Genomic DNA, 20,994 nt, shown 5'->3' with positions numbered 1-20,994 from the left:
CGGGAGCGGGCCGGGACTTCAGGGATTTCCAACGGGGAGGCCGTGCTCCAGGACGTCCAGGGCGCGGTCCAGCATGTCGCGCAGGTCGTCCTGGAAGCCGTTCTCCGCCCAGGCCATGTTGGCCTCCATCAGGCCGCCGACGAGGGACATCGCGTAGACGCGCACTTCGAGGCTGTCGGCGGCCAGCCCGGAGCGTTCGGCGAGGGCCACGCGCAGCAGGCGTCCGGTCTCCGCCATGCTCTCGACCATCCGGGACCGGACGGCGGGGACCTGGACCGCGAGGTGCGCCCGCACCCGCACCGTGTCGGGGGCCTCCGCCATCATCGCGTCGATGGCCTTGTGCATCACGTGCCGTACCGAGTCCATCCACGGCTCTCCCGCGGGCCGGGCGCGCAACTCCTCCAGCATCAGCGGGTCGTACTCGTCCGTGAGGACGATGTCCTCCTTGGTCGGGAAGTACCGGAAGACGGTCGACGGTGACACCTCGGCCCGGTCGGCGATCTGGTCGATCGTCGTGGCGTCGTAGCCCTGCTCCTCGATCAGCGCGTAAGTGGCGGCGCGGATCGCCTCGCGGGTCTTGATCTTCTTGCGTTCACGCAGGCCCAGCGGGGGGCGGTCGGCGGGGGAGAGCGGGGAACGTGCGGGCGTCATGCCGGTCATTGTCCGGCATCGGCCGTGGTGGGGGCCACGGCCGGGGACTCCTCCCGTGCCGTGCGCCGGGCGGCCGGTGCGTTCGGCAGGAGCAGTGCCGCGAGCAGGGCGGCCACCAGGGCGGCGACCGCGCACACCAGCAGCACCAGGGTCATGCCGTGCACGTAGGAGGCGTCCGCCGAGGCCGCGAGACGGGCCGAGCCGGTCCTGGCGGCGACCAGGTGGGCGGCCACCACGGACTCCCCGGCGGTGTGTGCGGCGGCGGAGGGCAGCCCGGTCACGTCGAGCCGGTCCCGGAACGCGCCCGCCAGGAGACTCCCGAGCAGCGCGATGCCGATGGCACCGCCGACCTGGCGGAGCGTCATCAGCAGTCCGGAGCCGCTGCCGGCCCGGTCGGCGGGAAGGGCGCCGAGGGCGCCGTCCATGGCCGGGACGACCGAGAAACCGAAGCCGATGCCGGTGATCGACAGCCACAGCGCGGTGAAGCCGTAGCCGGAGTCCACCGTCGTACGGCTGCCCAGCAGGGCGGCGAAGGCGAGCACCACCAGACCCGCGCCGACCACGGCCCGGGCGCCGAACCGGGCGACGACCGGCTGGGCGCCCCGCGCCGCCACCAGCAGTCCGCCCATCATCGGCAGCAGCCTGAGGCCGGTGCCGAACGCGTCGTTGCCGAGGACGGCCTGCAGGTACTGCGGCAGCACGAACATCAGGCCGGACAGCACGAACATCACCAGGGTCGCGGCGAGGGTGTTGAGCAGGAAGCCGCGCCGGCCGAGCAGGGCCATGTCGAGCATGGGGCGCACCGCCCGGCGTTCGCGCAGCACCAGTCCGGTGAGGAGCACGGCGGACGCGGCGGCCGTGCCCAGCACCAGGGGGTCGGCCCAGCCCCGCTCGGGAGCCTCGATGATCGCGTAGATGAGGGCGCCGAGGCCGGTCGCGGTGAGCGCGGTGGACGGGACGTCCACCTTCGGGGAGGCGGGGTCGCTGGTCTCGGGGAGCAGGAACACGCAGGCGGCGATGCCGATCGCGGCCATCGGCAGGTTGATCAGGAAGACCGAGCCCCACCAGAAGTGGTCGAGCAGCCAGCCGCCGATGATCGGGCCGAGCGGCATGCCGAGCGCGGAGGCGGCGGAGATCAGGCCGACCGCCTTGGTGCGCTCGCCGGGGCCGAACAGCGAGGGCAGCACGGACAGGGCGAGCGGCATGATCAGCGCGGCGCCGACGCCCATCACCGCGCGTGCGGCGATCACGGCGTTCACGTCGCCGGCCAGCGAGCCGAGGAGCGAGCCCGCCAGGAAGACGCCGAGCCCGGCGACGAGCATCCGGCGGCGCCCGAACCGGTCGCCCAGCAGACCGGCGGGCAGCATCAGCGCGGCGAAGACGACGACGTACGCGTCCGCCATCCACTGCTGCTGGCCGGTGGTGGCCCCCAGCTGCTCCGCCATGGTCGGCAGGGCGACGTTGAGGATCGTCGTGTCGAAGCCGAGCACCAGCATGCTCGCGACCAGGGCCCCGAGGGCCCACCAGCGGCGGGGGTCGCGCCGCGCACCGTCGTCTTGAATGACAGTCTCCATGAAATGAAAGTAACTCTCAAAATCATGGAACTGTCAATCGCCGAGGTGCGCTGAGGCGTGCCGGGGCATGCCGGGCATGAAAAACGGCCACGGCTCAAACGAGCCGTGGCCGGAGGAGGCGAGGTGGGAGGGGTTACGCGTGCTGGTACGCCACCAGCGAGATGCCGATGTAGTGGACGACGAACGCGGCGAGCGTGAAGGAGTGGAAGACCTCGTGGAAGCCGAACCAGCGCGGTGAGGGGTTCGGCCGCTTGATGCCGTAGATCACGCCGCCGGCGCTGTAGAGCAGGCCGCCGGCGACCACCAGGACCAGGACCGCGATGCCGCCCGTGCGCAGGAAGTCGGGCAGGAAGAAGACGGCCGCCCAGCCCATCGCGATGTAGCAGGGCGTGTAGAGCCAGCGCGGGGCGCCGACCCAGAAGACGCGGAAGACGATGCCGGCCACCGCGGCGGCCCAGATGCCCCACAGCAGCCACTGGCCCTTGGCGCCGGGCAGGAGCAGCAGGGTCAGCGGGGTGTAGGTGCCCGCGATGATCAGGAAGATGTTGGCGTGATCGAGGCGGCGCAGCACGCCGTCCATGCGCGGGCTCCAGTTGCCCCGGTGGTAGAGCGCGCTGACGCCGAACAGGAGGCAGGCGGTCAGGGCGTAGATGCCGCAGGCGATGCGGCCTCTGGTCGAGTCGGCGAGTGCGGTGAGTACGAGTCCCGCGATGAGTACGGCCGGAAACATGCCGAGGTGCAGCCAGCCACGGAGCCTGGGCTTGACCGGATGCGGCAGGGAGAGCGCCACGGGGCCACGGCCGGCGGCCGGCGTGTCCGAGGGCGCGTCGGAGGCGGACGCAGTCATGGCCGCATGGTACCGACGCTGTCGTAAGTCACTCGTCAATGCACGTTCAATCAAGTCATCCGGCAAAAAGTCCTTCAGCTGAACCCAACGTGGACGCAAAGAGTCGTGGTAACCGTGGGATTCCTCACGCTGCTCACTTGTGATGCCCTCTGGACAGATGGGCACTAGACTCGGATGATCAAATGAGTGCGGTCGGCACCGGATGAGCAGGCTACGAAGCATCCGGGTCGCGGCCCCCACGGGGCGAGAACACAAAAAATCCCTCACTTAGGAGCAATCGTGGCGCGCGACATCGCGGCTCCCACCGTCGTCCCCACCAACCACCAGGAACTGATCTCGTGGGTCAACGAGATCGCTGAACTGACGCAGCCGGACAGCGTGGTCTGGTGTGACGGCTCCGAGGCCGAGTACGAGCGGCTGTGCGAGGAACTGGTCGCCAAGGGAACGTTCAAGAAACTCGACCCGGTCAAGCGCCCCCACTCCTACTACGCCGCCTCCGACCCCTCCGACGTCGCGCGCGTCGAGGACCGGACCTTCATCTGCTCGGAGAAGGAGGAGGACGCGGGCCCGACCAACCACTGGAAGGCCCCCGCCGAGATGCGGGAGATCTTCACCGGCGACCAGGGCCTGTTCCGGGGCTCCATGCGGGGCCGGACCATGTACGTCGTGCCCTTCTGCATGGGCCCGCTCGGCTCCCCGCTGTCCGCGCTGGGCGTGGAGATCACCGACTCCGCCTACGTCGCCGTCTCGATGCGCACCATGACGCGCATGGGCCAGGCCGTCCTGGACGAGCTGGGCGACGAGGGCTTCTTCGTCAAGGCCGTCCACACGCTCGGCGCCCCGCTGGAACCCGGCCAGGAGGACGTCCCCTGGCCCTGCAACCAGACCAAGTACATCTCGCACTTCCCCGAGTCGCGCGAGATCTGGTCCTACGGCTCCGGCTACGGCGGCAACGCCCTGCTCGGCAAGAAGTGCTACGCCCTGCGCATCGCCTCCGTCATGGCCCGCGACGAGGGCTGGCTGGCCGAGCACATGCTGATCCTCAAGCTCACCCCGCCGCAGGGCGAGTCCAAGTACGTCGCCGCCGCCTTCCCCTCCGCCTGCGGGAAGACCAACCTCGCCATGCTGGAGCCCACCGTCTCCGGCTGGACGGTGGAGACGATCGGCGACGACATCGCCTGGATGCGGTTCGGCGAGGACGGCCGGCTGTACGCGATCAACCCCGAGGCCGGCTTCTTCGGCGTCGCGCCCGGCACCGGCGAGCACACCAACGCCAACGCGATGAAGACCCTGTGGGGCAACGCGGTCTTCACCAACGTCGCGCTCACCGACGACGGCGACGTGTGGTGGGAGGGCATGACCGAGGAGCCCCCGGCCCACCTGACCGACTGGAAGGGCAACGACTGGACGCCGGACTCCGGAACCCCGGCCGCCCACCCCAACGCCCGCTTCACCGTGCCGGCCTCGCAGTGCCCGATCATCGCCCCCGAGTGGGAGGACCCGAAGGGCGTGCCGATCTCGGCGATCCTCTTCGGCGGGCGCCGCGCGACGGCGGTGCCGCTGGTGACGGAGTCCTTCGACTGGAACCACGGCGTCTTCCTCGGCGCCAACGTGGCCTCCGAGAAGACCGCCGCGGCCGAGGGCAAGGTCGGCGAGCTGCGCCGCGACCCCTTCGCGATGCTGCCGTTCTGCGGCTACAACATGGGCGACTACATGGCCCACTGGGTCGACGTCGCCAAGGACAAGGACCAGTCCAAGCTGCCGAAGATCTACTACGTCAACTGGTTCCGGAAGAACGACGAGGGCCAGTTCGTCTGGCCGGGCTTCGGTGAGAACTCCCGGGTCCTGAAGTGGATCGTGGAGCGGCTGGAGGGCAGGGCCGAGGGCGTCGAGACCCCGATCGGCATCCTGCCGACGAAGGACGCCCTGGACACCGCGGGCCTCGAACTGTCCGACTCCGACATGGAGTTCCTGCTCACGGTCGACAAGGAGGTCTGGCGCGAGGAGGCGGCGCTGATCCCCGGGCACCTCGACACCTTCGGCGACCACACCCCGAAGGAACTGTGGGACCAGTACCGGGCGCTGGTGGAGCGACTGGGCTGAACCGCCCACCGATGACTCCGCGGCCGGTCGCCGTGCCCTGACCAGCGATCGTCACGACCGGCCGCGGTGAACGACCCGCCGGGCCCCGCACAACGGCGTGCGGGGCCCGGTCGCGCGCCTCCTTGCCCACGAGATCTTCACACCTGTTTCATGGCCCTTACAGGCGTCTCACCGACACCGGTGAGGTGCTCGATTCAGCCTGTGGGGGGCACAGTTGAATACAGCACACCGATCCAGACGTCTCGCGGCCACCCTGCTCACCGCGGTGCTCGCCGGGACCGGACTGACCGTCGCCGCCGCGCCCGCGGCCCACGCGGCGGCCTCCGACGCCGTGGCCAAGCTGCCGATCTCCTCGTACTCGGGCCTGGCCGTCGACTCCGTGCACCAGCGCGTCTACATCGCCGACCAGCGCGACGGCCAGACCGCCGGCACCGTGCTGGTCTACGACTTCCAGGGCCAGAAGGTCGCGTCGCTCCCGCACACCAGCCCGGTCTCCGGCGTGGCGCTCAGCGAGGACTCCGCGACGCTGTACGTGGGCGAGAGCGGACGCGTCGTCACCTACGACACCGGCACACTCCAGCAGAACGGCGCGCACAGCGCCGCCTACGACACCTGCGGACGTCAACTCGCCTACGCGGGCGGCACGGTGTGGAGCACCGACGCCTATGTCTTCCAGAGCTACCAGTGCGCCACGGCCACCACGTCCCTGGACATGCTCACGAACGGCACGGTCTCCCGGACCGGCTGGAACGACATCGGCCGGCTCCAGCTGGCCCCGGGGGCCCGCGCGCAGAACCGTCTCCTCATGGGCCAGCCCGAGGAGAGCGGCGCCGCGAACCCCTTCCTCGCCTCGTTCGACGTCAGCGGCGCCGCACCGGTGCGGGACGCCTCCCGCCGGTTCGCGGACGGCGACGGCAAGGGCGCCCTCGACCTGAAGGACATGGCGGCGAGCCCGGACGGCACCAAGGTCGCCGTCGCCGACGCCACCGCCGGCACCCGGCTGCTGAACGCGGGCGACCTGTCGGACGCGCCCGGCCAGTACCAGGCCCTGCCCGCCGGGGCGACCTCCACCGCGGTCGCCTTCAGCGGCGACGGCAAGTACATCGCCCGGGGCGCCCAGGCTGCCGGTAGCACGCCCGATCTGCTGGTGCAGAGCGCCGACCCGGCCGACGGCACGCCGCCGCTGGAGCTCGCCTTCGAGGGCAGCCTCGACGGCAACGGCGTCACCCCGCGGGGCCTCGCCTGGTCCGAGGACGGCTCCCGGCTCTTCGCGGTCACCCGGGGCGGCACCGGCCAGGAGTACTGGCTGCACGTCATCCAGCCCCCGGCCGTCCAGTACGACACCCGCTTCACCGGCGACCTCACCCACAGCCCCTCCGGTGCCGTGGCGGGTGAGCCGCTGTCGGTGCGCGGCCGGCTGGAATGGGACGGTCCCGCTCCCGCCGGGCCGCTGAAGGTGACCGCCGTGCGCGAGGACGCGGACGGTACGCACCAGCTGGGCACCGCCACCGTCCGGGACGACGGCACCTTCACCGTCCTGGACGAGCCCGACCTCGTCGGCGACGCCACCTACAGGGTGTCCTTCCTCGGCGACCTCACCCACCGCCCCGCCACCGACGTCACCCACACGGTGACGGTCGGCAAGGCACCGAGCTCGCTCACGCTGACCGGTCCGGACGAGGCCACGACGAGCGAGGGCGTGCACCTCACCGGCACGTTCACCGCACAGGGCAAGGCCCTGCCCGAGCGGGCCACGCTCACCGTGCGGCGCACGGACCGGCTCGGCACCGGCACCCTGTCGTCGGTGACCGTCGCCGCCGACGGCACCTTCACCGTCGACGACCTGCCGCGCACCCGGCGCGAGGTGACCTACACCGTCAGCTGGCCGGGCGACGACCTGCACACCGGCGGCACGGCGTCGGCCACGGTGTACGTCAGGCGCTGAGTTCGCCGTCCCCCGTCCCGCCCCGGTCCTCCAGGTACCGGGTGTGGGACTCCTGGCGGCGGGCCTCGGCCTCGCCGAGCTCCGCCGCCAGCCGCTCGGCCTCCTGCCGCAGCAGGTCGAGCTGGCGCTCCAGGTGGCGTTCGGGCGGCTCGGTGCCCGGTGCCAGCCGCGTCCACCAGCGGGTGCGGACGAAGGCGTCCACGGCCTCCGGGATGTCCTGCCGCACCGCCCGGGAGACGGTGTGCACGCCTTCCGGGTCCTGGGCGAGCGCCTCGGCGACCCAGCCCGGTTCCAGCAGCGCGCCCAGCAGCCCGGTCAGTCCGCCCAGCCGGGCGGCGGCCTCGGGCGGCAGGTCGACGTCCGCGAGGTAGCCGACGAGCCGGCCCAAATCGGCGCGGAGCTCCTCCAGTCGGGCCGACGGGCTCGGGAAGTCCGGCAGGGCGGGCCGCTCCGGCGGGGTGATGAGCGCGCCCGCGCCGTAGAGCCCGGCCACCACGACCGGCCAGTACGGACCCGCGACCCCGGCGAAGGTCAGCACCAGGCCGAGCAACCCGCAGGCGCTGCCGGTGAGGTTCTTGCGGGACTCCAGGTAGCCGAGGACCTCACTGGTAGCCACGGATCTCCTCGAAGGCGCCGTCCAGCGAGCCCTGCCGGGCGTCGAAGAGCCGGCCGCCGGTCAGGTCGGCGATGTGCTGGAGTTCGGAGCGGGAGGAGTCGCCGAACAGGATCGGGAAGACCGGGATGTCCCGCCGGTCGCGGCCGAGGGCGCGGTAGAAGCCGTCGAAGTCGCCCGCCTCGTCGCCCGCGGTGTTCTCGCCGTCGGTCATCAGCACGATCGAGGTGAACGTGTCCCGGTCGGTGCCGAGGTGGTCGTACGCCTGCTCCAGCGAGGTGTAGACGGCGGTCCCGCCGTCGGCGTCGAGCGCGTCGGTGTCCCGGCGGATCGCGGCCAGGCCGGCCTTCGGGTCCTTCGGGTCGACGACGTGGGTGCGCACGCTCTTCACCTCCGAGCCGAACGGCATCAGCGTCACCTCCTCCCGGTCCCGGAAGTCGCCGGTGAGCGCGGCCAGCGCCTGCTTCAGCGCCGCGAGCCGGTCACCTTCCATGGAGCCGGAGGTGTCCAGGACGTACACCGTGCGGGAGGGGCGGCGCAGTTCGTTCTCGTACGAGTCCAGCAGCCCGTCGGCCACCGAGCGGCTGCCCGGGAAGGGCAGTTCACGGCGCCGACCGGGGTCGAGACCGGCGGCGGGCCGCACCGACGGGACGACCGGTCGGCGGTGGGTGGTGTCGGTGATCAGCTCCTGCACGGCGTCGGTGCGCAGGTCCGCGGTCACCTTGCGGACGTCCTCGCGGGTGCGGGCGTCGGTGGAGGCGAGCGAGGAGAACGGGTAGTCGGCGGTGACGACGCCGTCGCGGGGGCGGATCACGGTGAGGCCCGGGATGCCCTTGAGGACGGACTCGTAGTTGAGCAGGGCGTCGACGGTGCCGCGCCGCCGGTAGGCGGTGGCGAGCCAGCCCGACGAGCCCGAGGTCAGCTTCTGCCCCTGGAAGAACTCCTTCAGCCGGGGCCTCGCCTTGGCCACGTCGGCGTCGGTGAGCGCGGACTGGGCGCCGGAGAGAGCGGAGGCGACCGAGACGAGCGTGGCGAAGCCGGAGTTGGAGCGGGCCGGGTCGGTCATGCCGTAGGTCAGCTTCCCGTCCTGGACGGCCTGTTCCACCTGGGACCAGGTGACGTCCTCCGGTTTCCAGCCGAGCTCCCGCACGGTGGCCGGCCTGACGCCGACGGCGACCGGGCTGGACATGACCGGCGTCTCGGACACCACCTTCTTCGCCGCGTCGGGCCGCAGCCGCAGGTAGTCGTCCGAGGAGAGCCACAGCGCGTCGTACGCCCCGTCCGTCTTGCCCCGGGCCAGCAGGTCGACGGCGTCCAGGGTGCCCATGTAGGTGGGCCGGACGGTGATGCCGGTGTCCTCGCGGACGCGGTCGAAGACGGCCGTCATGTCGCTGAGTTCGCTGGAGGCGAGGACCCGGAGGGTGCCGCGCCTCGGCGCGTTCGCGTCGTCCTCCGGGTCCTGTGAGGTGCACGCGCTCAGCAGGCCGGCGGTGACGGCGAGCACGGCGAGCAGGGACCGTCGTCTCATCCGAGACCCCCCTCCAACGCGGCCTGGGCGCGGCTGCGCTCCAGGTGGGCGGAGGCGTCGCGCAGTTCGTCCGTGAGGGACCGGACGGTGCTCGCCATGACCTCGGTCGCCTGGACCTTGTAGCTGTCGATGGCGTCGAGGGTGCGGTAGATCTGCTGGAACGCGGCGCGCAGGGTCTCCGCGCCGACCGCAGGGTCGGCGGCGATGCGCTGGATCTCGCCGCTCTGCGTGGCGAGCATCTCGGCATTGCCCCGGATGAGGTCCTCGGTGGTCCCGCGCAACGCGTTGACCTGCTCGACGATCTTCTTCTGGCTGTCCAGGGCGGAGGCCAGCATCACGGAGATGCGCAGCGCCGACACGGTGGTCGTGGCGGCCCGGTCGACGCCCTTGATCAGCTCGTCGTTGTTGCGGCGCACGACGTCCATGGCGAGGTAGCCCTGGGCGCACACCGCGAGCTGGGTGAGCAGGTCCTGGTGCTTCTGCCGGACCGGGAAGAGCACGTCGGCGCGGAGGGCGTCGGCCTCCTGCGGGTCGCCGACCCCGGCGATGTGCTCCTCGACGGCGGTGTCCAGGGCCTGGGTGAGCACGACGTACTCCTGGAGCTTGCCCATCGTCTCCCACAGCCGGACCCGCTCGGTCTGCAACGCGGCGTTGTCCCTGCGCAGTTCGTCCTGCCCGCCGCGCAGCGCGCCCACGATCCGGTTCAGGTTGCCCTGCGCGGAGACGTACTTGGCGAGGTGGTCGCGCAGCTTGTTGCCGCCGGGCAGCAGGGACAGGAACCTGCGGCCCTTGTTCGCGGGCAGGTCCCGCGGGTCCAGGTCCTCCACCACCCGGCGCAGTTCCACGAGCGAGCCGGCGACCTTGCCCTGGGCGTCCCCGCCCTTGTCGGGCAGGCTGCGCACGGCCCGCTCCAGCATGCGGTTGGACTGGACGGCGGCGGTGCGCATCTCACCCGCGCCGAGCGCGGTGATCTCGCCGACCTTGCCCGCGAACTCGGGCGAGCGGGCGTCGAGCGCGGCGAGCTGCTCGACGAAGGCGGCGGCCTTGCGGGCCATGTCGGTGCGCACGCCGTCCTCGACGGGCACCAGACCGCCGGCCTTCTCCTTGGGCACGGGCGCCACGGGATCGGGCGGCGTGAGCCGGAAGTCGCTGTCGGTCATGTGGGTCCCCCGTGTCATCCGCGGGCCCGGCGGGCCATCTCGTGCAGCACCGCGGAGGTGGGCACGGGTGCCTGCCGGACACCGGTGAGCTTCTGGTTGAGGTGGTCGGCGCGGTCGGCGGTGGCCGCGACGAACTCGGCGGCGTCGCCCTGCGGCCGGAATCCGTGCCGGACGGCGAGCTTGCGCAGGGCCGGGTCGGTGCTGAGCAGTTCCCCGAGCGCCCGGCCGTCCGCGTCGAGCGGTACGACGGTGTGGTCGCTGTTGACGGTGGTGTCCGGGTACAGCACCACCAGGTCGTCCACGCCGTGCTGCTCGGCGAGGAGCGCCGCGACCTGCGACTCGTACACCAGCACCAGCGGGTTGCCCGCGCCGCTGACGAAGTCCCGGAACACCGCGTCCGTGCTGGACTGCTGGGCGCCCTGGACGCTGACCAGCTTGTGCAGCAGGGGAGCGGTGCGGTCGAGGTCGGCCTTGCCGGCGACCACCTTGCCGCCGTTGGCCACGTAGGAGGCGGCGGCGAGGTAGAGGGCGCCGGAGTTGGAGGACTCGGGGTCGGTGCTGGCGATGTACAGGGTGCCCGTCAGCTCGCCGTGGGCCTTGGCGCCCCTGAGCTGCTGCCAGGTGCGGTCGTGCCGGGCGGCGTCCACGTAGGCGCCCGTCCTCAGCGTGCCGCGGCTCTTCCCGTCGAGCACCGCCAGCCCGTTCGCGGCGAGCACGTCGGCCGCGGCGCGGTGCGCCACGACGACGAGGGGCGAGTAGAAGGGCCGGGGCAGCGGCTCCTGGACGTGGTACTTCCGCGCCAGCTGGTCGGCGGGTGCCTGGCTGGACGGGAAGGCGAAGTCGTACCCCTTGAGGTCCAGCCCCTCCATGGCCCAGGACCCGGAGGCCTCGGCCTTGACGGTGTAGCCCTTGGCGGCGAGGGCCTTCACCACGTCGGGATCGGCGAAGAAGTCGGCCTTCTCCGATCCGATCACGCCACGCACGGTCTTCGTTGCCGTGCCCTTGTCCTCTTCTTGCCGGCCCGCGACGACGGCGGCCACCACGCCACCGATCAGCAGAACCGCGAGGACGATTCCCGCGATACGTCTCACGCCGGGGAGCGTGCTCCCGGAACCCCAAGTTCCGCACGCGCCGAGATGAACGGGGGGTGACGTCCCGTTCCCGGTATGCAACCGGAGGTCACCCCTCCGGAATGGGGCGGGGCGTGGGGCGGCGACGGTGGCGCAGGACGCCGGTCACCCTCGCTCCACCGCGGCGGCGCTCGGCCCCCACCCGCCTGACCGCGATCTGCACGGCGCTCGGCCCTCACCCGCCTGACCTGCGGTCTGCACGGTGCCCGGCCACGGGGACCGGGGCCCGGCCACGGGGACCGGCGCCCGGCAGAGGACAACGCACCGCACCCCGCCATCCGGCCCGGGCCGAGCGCAGCGTATGGCGCCCGGTCCGCGCGTCGCTGCGGGTGCGCGCGGACCGGGGCCGATCGGGGGGACCCCGGCAGGGGTCAGGCGGTGCTGAGTTCCTTCGGGTCGGCGGACAGCGCGGCGGTGTGCGCGTCCATCCGCTCGGCCGAGAGGATCGCCACCGCCGTGTCGGCACGCGACGCGGCGACCACGAGCGCGCGCCCGGCGAGGGCGTGCGCGCGCCGGTGCAGGGCGGCGGGGTCACCGGCCGCGGCCGGCGCCGCCCGCAGGGGCGTACGTCCTCCCCGCAGCCGGGCCACCTGCGCCGCGAGGCGCTCCGCGGCCGTGTCCAGGTCGGGGGACGGGGTCAGCGCGCGCAACTCGTCGGTGACCGCGAGCAGCGCGGCGAGGTGCCCGGCGAGCTGGATGTCCAGCTCCTCCTCGCGCGACCGGTGGGGGAAGTCCGAGGCGGTGCCGGCCATCGTGCTGTGGACCGACTTGGTGCGGATCGGCTCGTACATGGGGGATGGCCTCCTGTGCTCTGACAGGAAGCCATCTTAGCTTGGATTTCGTCTAAAGTTGAGTCGGGTCACGGAACGGAGCCCATCGACTACGGCTGGCTGTATCCGTCCAGGAAGTTGCCGATGCGGGTCACCGCGTCCCGCAGGTCCCCCACCGTGGGCAGCGTGACCACCCGGAAGTGATCCGGCTCGGGCCAGTTGAAGCCCGTGCCCTGGACGACCATGATCTTCTCCTTGCGGAGCAGGTCCAGCACCATCCGCCGGTCGTCCTTGATCTTGAAGACGTCGGGGTCCAGGCGCGGGAACAGGTACAGCGCGCCCTTGGGCCGTACGCAGCTCACCCCCGGGATCCGCGTCAGCAGCTCGTAGGCGGTGTCCATCTGCTCCTTCAGCCGGCCCCCCGGCAGCACCAGGTCGTTGATCGTCTGGCGTCCGCTGAGCGCCGCGACCACCCCGTGCTGCCCCGGCATGTTGGCGCACAGCCGCATGTTCGCCAGGATCGTCAGGCCCTCGATGTAGGAGTCGGCGTGGGCGCGCGGGCCGGAGATCGACATCCAGCCGACGCGGTAGCCGGCCACCCGGTACGCCTTCGACATGCCGTTGAAGGTGAGGGTCAGCAGGTCCGGGGCGACCTTCGCGGTCGGGGTGTGCGTGGCGCCGTCGTAGAGGATCTTGTCGTAGATCTCGTCGGAGCAGACGAGCAGGTTGTGCCGGCGGGCGATGTCCGTCAGGCCCCGCAGCACCGTCTCGTCGTAGACCGCGCCCGTGGGGTTGTTCGGGTTGATGATGACGATCGCCTTGGTGCGGTCGGTGACCTTGCGCTCGACGTCGGCGAGGTCCGGCATCCAGTCGGACTGCTCGTCGCAGCGGTAGTGCACCGCCGTACCCCCGGAGAGGGACACGGCCGCCGTCCACAGCGGATAGTCCGGGGCCGGTACGAGCACCTCGTCGCCGTCGTCCAGCAGGCCCTGCATCGCCATCACGATCAGCTCGGAGACGCCGTTGCCGATGAAGACGTGCTCGACGTCGGTCTCGATGCCGAGGGTCTGGTTGTGCATCACGACCGCGCGGCGGGCGGCCAGCAGGCCCTTGGCGTCGCCGTAGCCGTGCGCGGTGGAGACGTTGCGGAGGATGTCCTCCAGGATCTCCGGGGGGCACTCGAAACCGAAGGCGGCCGGGTTGCCGGTGTTGAGCTTGAGGATGCGGTGGCCCGCCGCCTCAAGCCGCATGGCCTCTTCGAGAACCGGGCCCCGGATCTCGTAACAGACGTTGGCGAGCTTGGTCGACTGGATCACCTGCATGTGCGTGAGCTTACGGCCCGGTAACGCCTCATGGCTCGTGTTTTCCGCCACGTGAGACACGAAGGTTTGCCCGGATATCACCGTCGGCTGTCTCAGGAGTCGCTTGCGTCCCTACAATTCGCTGGCATGTCCACGGAACGGGAGTACGAGGCGGGGGCGGGCGGCATGAATGGAGCGGGTGGCGCGCCCGGGACCCGGCCGAACGTGTACCACCCGCAGCCGGCTCCGGCCCCCGCGTACGAGCAGTACGCCGATCCCGCCGCCGCGCACGGCTGGCAGAACGCCTACGACGCGACCCGCGAACTGCCCGCGCTGCACGAGGCATATGAGGCGCACGGGGCGGATGCGACTGAAGGGGGCCAGGAGTCTGCGCAGCCCGTCGCGACGCCCGAAGCCGGGGACCGCGCGGAGGTGACGCTTCCGGACGGCCCCGTCACGGCCACCGGTGTGCCCGGCGAGGGCCGGGCCGGACGGCGGCGGGCCGCGCGTCGCGCCGGCGGCCGGCGCCGGGTGGCGGTCGTCGCCGGGGTCCTCGGCGTGGCCGGTGCCGTGGCCGGGTTCGCCGCGCTGGGCGGCTCGGGCTCCCCGTCCGGCGCGCGTCCCGAGGACGGCGGGAGCGTGAACGTCGGCTCCGCTTCCGCGAGCCCGCGCGGCGACACCGGCTCGCCGAGCGTGAGTGCCCCGGAGGCCGGCGACCCGGTGCCGTCGCGCTCGGCCGCCTCCCCGGACGGCGGCACCGTGCGCGACACGAACGGCGGGACGGCCGACGGCCCGGCGGCCACCACCCCCTCGGCGCCGGGCGTGTCGCCGTCCGGCGCGCCGACGCGGACGACGACACCGGCCCCTACGGTGACGGCGTCGTCCGGCGCGCCGACGCCCTCCCCGTCCGTCACCCCCGGGAGGGGCAACGGCCACGGCCACGGCACCACGAAGCACCCGCGCTGAGCGCCGCGTCGGATCCGTGCCGCGCCACGGCGGTTCCGTCGCGGCCCGGTCGCACAGGGAAACCCCTATGACCTGACACGGCGTCTTGTCCCCGCTCCTCTTCGACGCTGAGAATGCGCATGACAACCAGTGGGCGACCGGAGCACTCCGGTCGCCCAAGTCGTAAGAGGGGACCCCCACATGAAGAAGCCTCTCGTCGCCGCGCTCTCCTCCCTGGCCCTGGCAGGGCTGGGCGCGACCCCCGCGACAGCCGCCGCGCACACCACCGCCCCGCACACCGCCAAGGCCGTCAAGGCGACCGTCGACTTCGCCGGCACCGTCTCGCTCAGCAACTGCTCCGGCTCCGTCATCCGCTTCCCGGGCTCCGCCGACACCGACCCGGCCCTCGTGCTGACGAACGGTCACTGCCTGGAGACCGGCTTCCCGGACCCCGGCGAGGTCATCACCGGCCAGTCCTCCAGCCGTACCTTCGGCCTGCTGAACTCCGCCGGCACCAAGGTCGCCACCCTCCGCGCCAACCAGGTCGTCTACTCGACCATGACGGACACGGACGTCACGATCTACCGCACCACCACCACCTACGCGGCGATCAGGAACTCGTACGGCATCAGCCCGCTCACCGTGCAGGACACGCACCCGGTCGCCGGCACCGCCATCAAGGTGGTCTCCGGCTACTGGAAGCGCATCTACAGCTGCAACATCGACGGGTTCGTGTACCGGCTGAAGGAGGGCGACTGGACCTGGAAGGACTCGGTCCGCTACACCTCCGCCTGCGACACCATCGGCGGCACCTCCGGCTCCCCGGTCATCGACACCGCCACCGGCAAGGTCGTCGCCGTCAACAACACCGGCAACGAGGACGGCCAGCGGTGCACGGTGAACAACCCGTGCGAGGTCGACGCGAACGGCACCGTCACCGTCCGCCAGGGCATCAACTACGCCGAGGAGACCTACAACATCCCGGCCTGCTTCACCACCGGCAACAAGCTGAACCTGAGCGCCGCCGGCTGCACCCTGCCCAAGCCGTAGGCACGTCTCACAGCGGCGTACGGCGGACGGACCGCCCCGCGAGGACGTCCGTCCGCCTGCCGTCCTCGATGACGAACCGGCCGTCGACCAGCACGTACGGGATACCGGCCGGCAGTCCGCGCGGCTCGGCGAAGGTGGCGCCGGGCGCGACCGTCTCCGGGTCGAACAGGACCAGGTCGGCCCGGTAGCCCTCGCGCACCAGCCCGCGGTCCGGCAGCCGCAGCCGCGCCGCGGGCCGGGAGGTGAGGTGGGCGACGCACTCCTCCAGCGTCAGCACCCCCAACTCCCGCACGTAGTGGCCGAGGTAGCGCGGGAAGGTGCCGTACGCGCGCGGGTGCGGCTTGCTGCCGCGCAGGATGCCGTCGGAGCCGCCGGTGTGCGCGCGGTGGCGCATGATGGCGCGGACGTTCTCCTCGTGGCCGACGTGCTGGAGGATGGTCGTCCCGAGCCGGTCCCCGACCAGCAGCCGGTGGGCCGTGGCCCAGGGGGTCTCGCCGCGCAGCTCCGCCGCCTCCCGGACGGTGCGGCCCACGACGTCGGCCAGGCCCGGATCGGTCACGCCGGAGATCTCGATCGTCTCCCACTCCACCGGCACGCCGTGGCAGCCGTCCGAGCCGGTGACCTCCAGGTCGTACCGGATCCGTTCGGCCGTGGCGGGATCGGTGAGCCGGGCCAGGATCTCCTGGGGGCCGCCCTCGCTCGCCCAGCTCGGCAGCAGCGCGGCCAGCGTGGTGCAGCCGGGGGTGTAGGGATAGGTGTCCAGCGTGATGTCCGCGCCCGCCTCCAGGGCCCGGTCGAGCAGCGCGAGCAGTTCCGGTGCCCGGCCCTTGTTCACGCCGAAGTTCATCGTCGCGTGCGCGAGGTGCAGCGGGCAGCCCGCCTCCCGGGCCAGGCCGACCATCTCGGCGTAGGCCTCCAGGGCGCCGGCGCCGTAGGAGCGGTGGTGCGGGCAGTAGTAGCCGCCGTAGGACGCCACCACGCGGCACAGCTCGGTCAGTTCGGCGTCCCCGGCGTACATCCCGGGCGTGTACGTCAGCCCCGAGGACAGCCCGACCGCGCCCTGTTCCAGCCCCTCGGCCACCAACCGCCGCATCCGGTCCAGCTCTTCGGGGGTCGCCACGCGGTCCTCCCAGCCGACGACGAGCGCCCGGACCGTGCCCTGCGGGATCAGATAGGCCGCGTTCACGGCGATGCCCCGGTCGAGCCGGTCCAGGTACTCGCCGACGCTCCGCCAGTCGAAGTCGATGTCCTCGCCGTACCCGTTCCAGCCGGTGATCGCCCGGCGCACCTCCTGAAGCGTGCGGTCGTCCACCGGGGCGTACGACAGCCCGTCCTGGCCCAGCACCTCCAGCGTGACCCCCTGCGCGGCCTTCGCGCTGTGGTCGGGGTCGCGCAGCAGGGCCAGGTCGGAGTGGGCGTGCATGTCGATGAAGCCGGGGGAGAGGACCAGGCCCTCCGCGTCGATCTCCCGCATGGCGCGCGGGCGCTGGCAGCCCGCCGCGGCGGCCTCCTTGACGATCGAGACGATCCGGCCGGCGTCGATCACGACATCGGCGCGGTACGCGTCCGCCCCGCTGCCGTCGACGACGTCGGCGTCCCGGATGACCAGGTCCTCCACGGGGGCCTCCTAGAAGAACGTACGGATGTAGTCGACGACCGTGCCGTCCGCCTCGGCCACCGGGATCAGCTGCCACTTGTCGAATGACGTGCACGGGTGGGACAGACCGAAGCCGATCCAGTCACCGACCGCCAGGTCCGCCTCCGGGTCCGTGCGCAGCCAGGCGTGCTGGTCGGAGAGCCCGGTCACGGTGATGCCGGTGGCCGGGCGCTCCTCGCCGTTCCGGCGTACCACCTGGGCGGCGGGCAGGTCCAGGTCGTAGGCCGCGTCGCGCTTGCCCGCGTTGGCGAAGGCCTGCTCGGGGGTCGGCCGGGAGACGACCTGCGCCCACAGCCGGAAGGCGGGCTCCAGGGCGCCCTCCTCGGGCACCCGGCCGAACGGGGTGAGCCTGCGGTAGTGCCCGTCGTCGTGCGAGACGTACGCGCCCGAGCGCAGCAACTTCAGTACGGGCTTCGACAGTCCGGGAATCCCGGCGAAGACGTCGGCGACCGCGTCGAACCAGGCGCTGCCGCCCGCGCTCACCACGATCTCCTCGGCCTCGCCGAACCGCCCGTCCTTGTCGAGCTCGGCGGCCAGCGCCACCAGCCGCAGCAGATACGCCCGCACGCGCTCCGGATCGGCCCGCGGCACCTCGCCCTCGTAGCCCGCCACGCCGACCAGGCGCAGGGTCGGCACGGCGGCTACGGCCGCGGCGACGGCCGCGCACTCCGCCTCCGTCCGCACGCCCGTCCGGGCCCCCTCGCCCGCGCCCAGCTCGATCACGACGTCCACCGGGCGGGCCGTGCCCGCGAGGGCCGCGTCCATCAGTTCCACCGCGCGCACGGAGTCGACGTAGCAGACGAACCGGAAGTCCGGGTTGGCGGCCAGCTCACCGGCGATCCAGCGCAGGGCGGGGGCGTCCACCAGCTCGTTGGCGAGGAAGACCCGCTGGACGCCGAACGCGCGGGCCACCCGCACCTGGTGCGGCACCGCGAGCGTGATCCCCCAGGCGCCGTGCTCGATCTGGCGCTGGAAGAGCTGCGGGGCCATGGAGGTCTTGCCGTGCGGGGCGAAGGCCAGACCGTGCCGGGCGGTGTACGTCTCCATCAGCGCGAGGTTGTGCTCCAGGCGCTCGGCGGACAGCGCGAGGACGGGGGTGGTGAAGCCGTCGCCGTCCCGGAAGAGGTTGCGGCGCTGGGCGGCCAGCTCGGCGACGGTCAGGCCGTCGGCGTCCGGGGGGAGGCCCTTGAAGCGGTGGTCGACACGTTCCTCGGCAAGGCGGGTGAGCGCTTCGGTGCCCATGGAGCCCCTCTCAGGCGTTGCATTATCTGCAACGACCATTGCGTGTATTGCTTACAGGTGTCTAGCATCTCGCCGAACACCGGGTCAACGGATCCGCCGGCCTGGCGATCGACAGGAGTCATCATCAACGACGCTGCTTACGCCTCGGCCGTTGCGCACCCGCGGAATGTCATGGACGTGGACGTGGTGGCGCTAGGTGAGTCCATGGTCACCTTCCTGCCCAGCCGCCCCGGCCGCCTCGCCGACGTCCCCTCCTTCGACCGGGCCATCGGCGGCGCCGAGTCCAACGTCGCCTGCGCCCTGGCCGCGTTCGGGCACACGGCACGCTGGGTCAGCCGCGTCGGCGCGGACGGCTTCGGCGACCACCTGCTGGAGCGGATCGCCGGGTACGGAGTCGACGTCACCGCCGTGCACCGGGACCCCGCCCGGCCCACGGGCGTCTACTTCCGCACCGCCGGGGACCGGGGGACGGGCGCGCACGAGGTGGCGTACTACCGGGCGGGCTCGGCGGCGTCGGCGATGTCCGTGACCAACGTGGACCTCGCGGCGGCCCGGTCGGCCCGCGTCCTGCACCTGACCGGCATCACGGCCGCGCTGTCGGAGGAGTGCCGGGAGCTGCTGCACACCCTGACGGCCCCCGTCCCCGGGCGCCCTCTGGTGTCCTTCGACGTGAACCACCGGCCGGGACTGTGGCGGGACGGCGAGGGCGCCCAGCTCCTGCTGGACCTGGCACGGCGCGCGGACATCGTGTTCGTCGGCGCCGACGAGGCGGAGCAGGCATGGGACGTCACGGGCGGCCCCGAGGCGATCCGGAGGGTGCTGCCGGAGCCGGCGGTGCTGGTGGTGAAGCAAGGGGCGCAGGGTGCGACGGCCTTCGCGCGTCCGCTCCCCGCGGTCGGTCGTGCCGCGCGGTCGGCGGACGTCCCGGAGAAGGGCGGTGCCCCGTCGGCGCCGGACCGCGTGGCCGACTCCCGGCCCGGTGCCACCCCGCCCGTCTTCGTGCCCGCCCTGTGCACAGCCGTCGTGGCGACCACCGGCGCGGGAGACGCCTTCGCGGCCGGTTTCCTCTCGGCGACCCTGCGGGGGCTGACCGTCAGGGACCGGCTCCGGCACGGCCACCTCTTCGCCGCCGCCGCCCTCACCACCCCCGGCGACCTGGCCGCACCCCCCGCCCGCTGCCTCGCCGACCGCCTCGCCGCCCTGGACGACGGCGCATGGGGGAGACTTCGACTCGGCCCCGGCTGGACGCAAGCCGAGCAGGCCGAGGAGGAGGCGAACATTCCATGAGTCAGACCGTCGACCGCGCGTTGAGCATCCTGCCGCTGCTCGCCGAGGGCCCCGCCGACCTCGGCCAGGTCGCCGACCGCCTCGGCGTGCACAAGTCCACGGCCCTGCGCCTCCTGCGCACGCTGCACGAACACGGCCTGGTCTACCGCCAGTCCGACCAGCGCTACCGCCTCGGCGCCCGCCTCTTCGCCCTCGCGCAGGAGGCGATGGAGAACCTCGACATCCGCGAGATCGCCCACCCCCACCTCGTACGGCTGAACGAACAGTGCGGTCACACCGTCCACCTCGCCGTCTACGAGGAGAACGAGGTGCTGTACATCGACAAGGTCGACAGCCGTTACCCGGTCCGGATGTACTCGCGGATCGGCAAGCCCGTCGCCATCACCGTCGCCGCCGTGGCCAAGCTGCTCCTCGCCGACCTGCCCGAACCCGAGCGCCGCGCCCTCGCCCAGCAGCTCGACTACCCCCTGTACACGGCCCGTTCGACCCCCCACGCCGAGGCATTCCTGAAGGAGCTGGCCACGGTGCGCGAACAGGGCTGGGCCACCGACCTCGGTGGCCACGAGGAGTCCATCAACTGCGTCGCCGCCCCCATCCGCGGCGCGGACGGCCGGGTGGTCGCCGCCATGTCGGTGTCCGCGCCGAACGTGGTCGTCACCGCCGACGAACTCCTCACCCTGCTCCCGCTGGTGCGCCGTACGGCGGACGCGATCAGCGGCGAGTACTCCGGACGCACCCCAGTGAAGGACCGCACCGCATGACCGACAAGATCGCCCTCACCCCGAAGACCCACACCACCCCGCCCGCCAAGTTCTCGCACGGCGTGCGCAAGGGCAACATCCTCCAGGTCGCCGGGCAGGTCGGCTTCCTGCCCGCCGAGGAGGGCAAGCCCCCCACGCCCGCCGGCCCCACCTTGCGCGTGCAGACCCTCCAGACCCTCGCCAACGTCAAGGCGATTTTGGAGGAGGGCGGCGCCGACTGGGACGACGTGATGATGATCCGCGTCTACCTCACGGACGTCGACCACTTCGCCGAGATGAACGAGATCTACAACGCCTACTTCGAGGAGCAGGGCCTCACCCAGCCGCCCGCCGCCCGCACGACGGTCTATGTCGGTCTGCCGGCCGGCCTCCTCATCGAGATCGACGCCCTCGCCGTCCTCGGCTGACGTCCCCTCACCCCTCGCACCTC

The 20,994-nt window shown here is 72.2% G+C and carries 18 protein-coding genes; 7 read left to right on the top strand and 11 right to left on the bottom strand.

Annotated elements, in window-relative coordinates:
• Nucleotides 1–18: 18 nt before the first annotated feature.
• The 3 genes from C3492_RS30435 to C3492_RS30425 all read right to left on the bottom strand — a co-directional run bounded on the left by C3492_RS30435 (nt 19) and on the right by C3492_RS30425 (nt 3,072).
• Complete coding sequence (locus C3492_RS30435) at nt 19–660, bottom strand: TetR/AcrR family transcriptional regulator (protein ID WP_181140631.1); 642 nt, start codon at nt 658–660, stop codon at nt 19–21.
• Nucleotides 657–2,225 (bottom strand): MFS transporter, encoded by a 1,569-nt coding sequence (locus C3492_RS30430; RefSeq protein WP_103815850.1) that lies wholly within the window; start codon nt 2,223–2,225, stop codon nt 657–659. Before C3492_RS30430 ends, C3492_RS30435 begins: the two co-directional genes overlap by 4 nt.
• A gap of 133 nt (nt 2,226–2,358) precedes the next feature.
• Nucleotides 2,359–3,072: a hemolysin III family protein gene (locus C3492_RS30425; RefSeq protein ID WP_103815849.1), complete on the bottom strand. Its 714-nt coding sequence runs from the start codon at nt 3,070–3,072 to the stop codon at nt 2,359–2,361.
• A gap of 279 nt (nt 3,073–3,351) precedes the next feature.
• On the opposite strand from C3492_RS30425, the gene C3492_RS30420 reads away from it, so the two are divergent.
• Together C3492_RS30420 and C3492_RS30415 are read left to right on the top strand one after the other, a co-directional pair.
• Nucleotides 3,352–5,175, top strand: coding sequence for a phosphoenolpyruvate carboxykinase (GTP) (locus C3492_RS30420; protein ID WP_103815848.1), 1,824 nt, complete (start codon nt 3,352–3,354; stop codon nt 5,173–5,175).
• A gap of 265 nt (nt 5,176–5,440) precedes the next feature.
• Nucleotides 5,441–7,120, top strand: coding sequence for a hypothetical protein (locus tag C3492_RS30415; protein WP_103815847.1), 1,680 nt, complete (start codon nt 5,441–5,443; stop codon nt 7,118–7,120).
• Here the strand turns inward: C3492_RS30415 and C3492_RS30410 are convergent.
• The 6 genes from C3492_RS30410 to C3492_RS30385 all read right to left on the bottom strand — a co-directional run bounded on the left by C3492_RS30410 (nt 7,110) and on the right by C3492_RS30385 (nt 13,643).
• Nucleotides 7,110–7,736: a hypothetical protein gene (locus tag C3492_RS30410; RefSeq protein WP_258055976.1), complete on the bottom strand. Its 627-nt coding sequence runs from the start codon at nt 7,734–7,736 to the stop codon at nt 7,110–7,112. The two genes, C3492_RS30415 and C3492_RS30410, sit on opposite strands and share 11 nt — an antisense overlap.
• Nucleotides 7,723–9,261, bottom strand: coding sequence for a VWA domain-containing protein (locus tag C3492_RS30405; protein WP_103815846.1), 1,539 nt, complete (start codon nt 9,259–9,261; stop codon nt 7,723–7,725). The genes C3492_RS30410 and C3492_RS30405 overlap by 14 nt, the downstream gene beginning before the upstream one ends.
• Entirely contained in the window at nt 9,258–10,421 is a 1,164-nt protein-coding gene (locus tag C3492_RS30400) for a toxic anion resistance protein (RefSeq protein ID WP_103815845.1), read from the bottom strand. The genes C3492_RS30405 and C3492_RS30400 overlap by 4 nt, the downstream gene beginning before the upstream one ends.
• A 14-nt stretch (nt 10,422–10,435) precedes the next feature.
• Nucleotides 10,436–11,512 carry a substrate-binding domain-containing protein gene (locus C3492_RS30395; RefSeq protein ID WP_103815844.1) on the bottom strand — a complete coding sequence of 359 codons (1,077 nt, stop codon included), beginning with the start codon at nt 11,510–11,512 and terminating at the stop codon, nt 10,436–10,438.
• A 410-nt stretch (nt 11,513–11,922) separates the two neighbouring features.
• On the bottom strand, nt 11,923–12,342 hold the full coding sequence (locus C3492_RS30390; protein WP_103815843.1) for a hypothetical protein: 420 nt from the start codon (nt 12,340–12,342) through the stop codon (nt 11,923–11,925).
• Between the two features lie 89 nt (nt 12,343–12,431).
• Entirely contained in the window at nt 12,432–13,643 is a 1,212-nt protein-coding gene (locus C3492_RS30385; protein WP_103815842.1) for a pyridoxal phosphate-dependent aminotransferase, read from the bottom strand.
• 126 nt (nt 13,644–13,769) lie between these two features.
• Between C3492_RS30385 and C3492_RS30380 the strand changes: the two genes are divergently transcribed.
• Nucleotides 13,770–14,588 (top strand): hypothetical protein, encoded by an 819-nt coding sequence (locus C3492_RS30380; RefSeq protein ID WP_258055974.1) that lies wholly within the window; start codon nt 13,770–13,772, stop codon nt 14,586–14,588.
• Between the two features lie 180 nt (nt 14,589–14,768).
• Nucleotides 14,769–15,617, top strand: a complete 849-nt coding sequence (locus C3492_RS30375; RefSeq protein WP_103815841.1) for a serine protease — start codon at nt 14,769–14,771, stop codon at nt 15,615–15,617.
• A 7-nt stretch (nt 15,618–15,624) separates the two neighbouring features.
• On the opposite strand, the gene C3492_RS30370 is transcribed toward C3492_RS30375, so the two are convergent.
• Nucleotides 15,625–17,235: an amidohydrolase family protein gene (locus tag C3492_RS30370; protein WP_103815840.1), complete on the bottom strand. Its 1,611-nt coding sequence runs from the start codon at nt 17,233–17,235 to the stop codon at nt 15,625–15,627.
• Nucleotides 17,236–17,244: 9 nt separating this feature from the next.
• Nucleotides 17,245–18,516: an amino acid deaminase gene (locus tag C3492_RS30365; protein ID WP_103815839.1), complete on the bottom strand. Its 1,272-nt coding sequence runs from the start codon at nt 18,514–18,516 to the stop codon at nt 17,245–17,247.
• A gap of 171 nt (nt 18,517–18,687) precedes the next feature.
• Between C3492_RS30365 and C3492_RS30360 the strand changes: the two genes are divergently transcribed.
• From C3492_RS30360 to C3492_RS30350, 3 genes are read left to right on the top strand one after another with little or no spacing between them, the layout of a single operon-like run.
• Nucleotides 18,688–19,803, top strand: coding sequence for a sugar kinase (locus C3492_RS30360; protein WP_103815838.1), 1,116 nt, complete (start codon nt 18,688–18,690; stop codon nt 19,801–19,803).
• A complete protein-coding gene (locus C3492_RS30355; RefSeq protein ID WP_103815837.1) occupies nt 19,800–20,564 on the top strand; it encodes an IclR family transcriptional regulator in 765 nt (254 codons plus the stop codon). The genes C3492_RS30360 and C3492_RS30355 overlap by 4 nt, the downstream gene beginning before the upstream one ends.
• Complete coding sequence (locus C3492_RS30350; protein WP_103815836.1) at nt 20,561–20,971, top strand: RidA family protein; 411 nt, start codon at nt 20,561–20,563, stop codon at nt 20,969–20,971. The genes C3492_RS30355 and C3492_RS30350 overlap by 4 nt, the downstream gene beginning before the upstream one ends.
• The last annotated feature ends 23 nt before the right edge of the window (nt 20,972–20,994 follow it).

This window comes from Streptomyces sp. Ru62 (genome assembly GCF_002920615.1).
Classification (GTDB): Bacteria; Actinomycetota; Actinomycetes; order Streptomycetales; family Streptomycetaceae; genus Streptomyces.
Note: the sequence above shows the minus strand (reverse complement) of the source record. Positions and strands in the feature narration are given on the sequence as shown.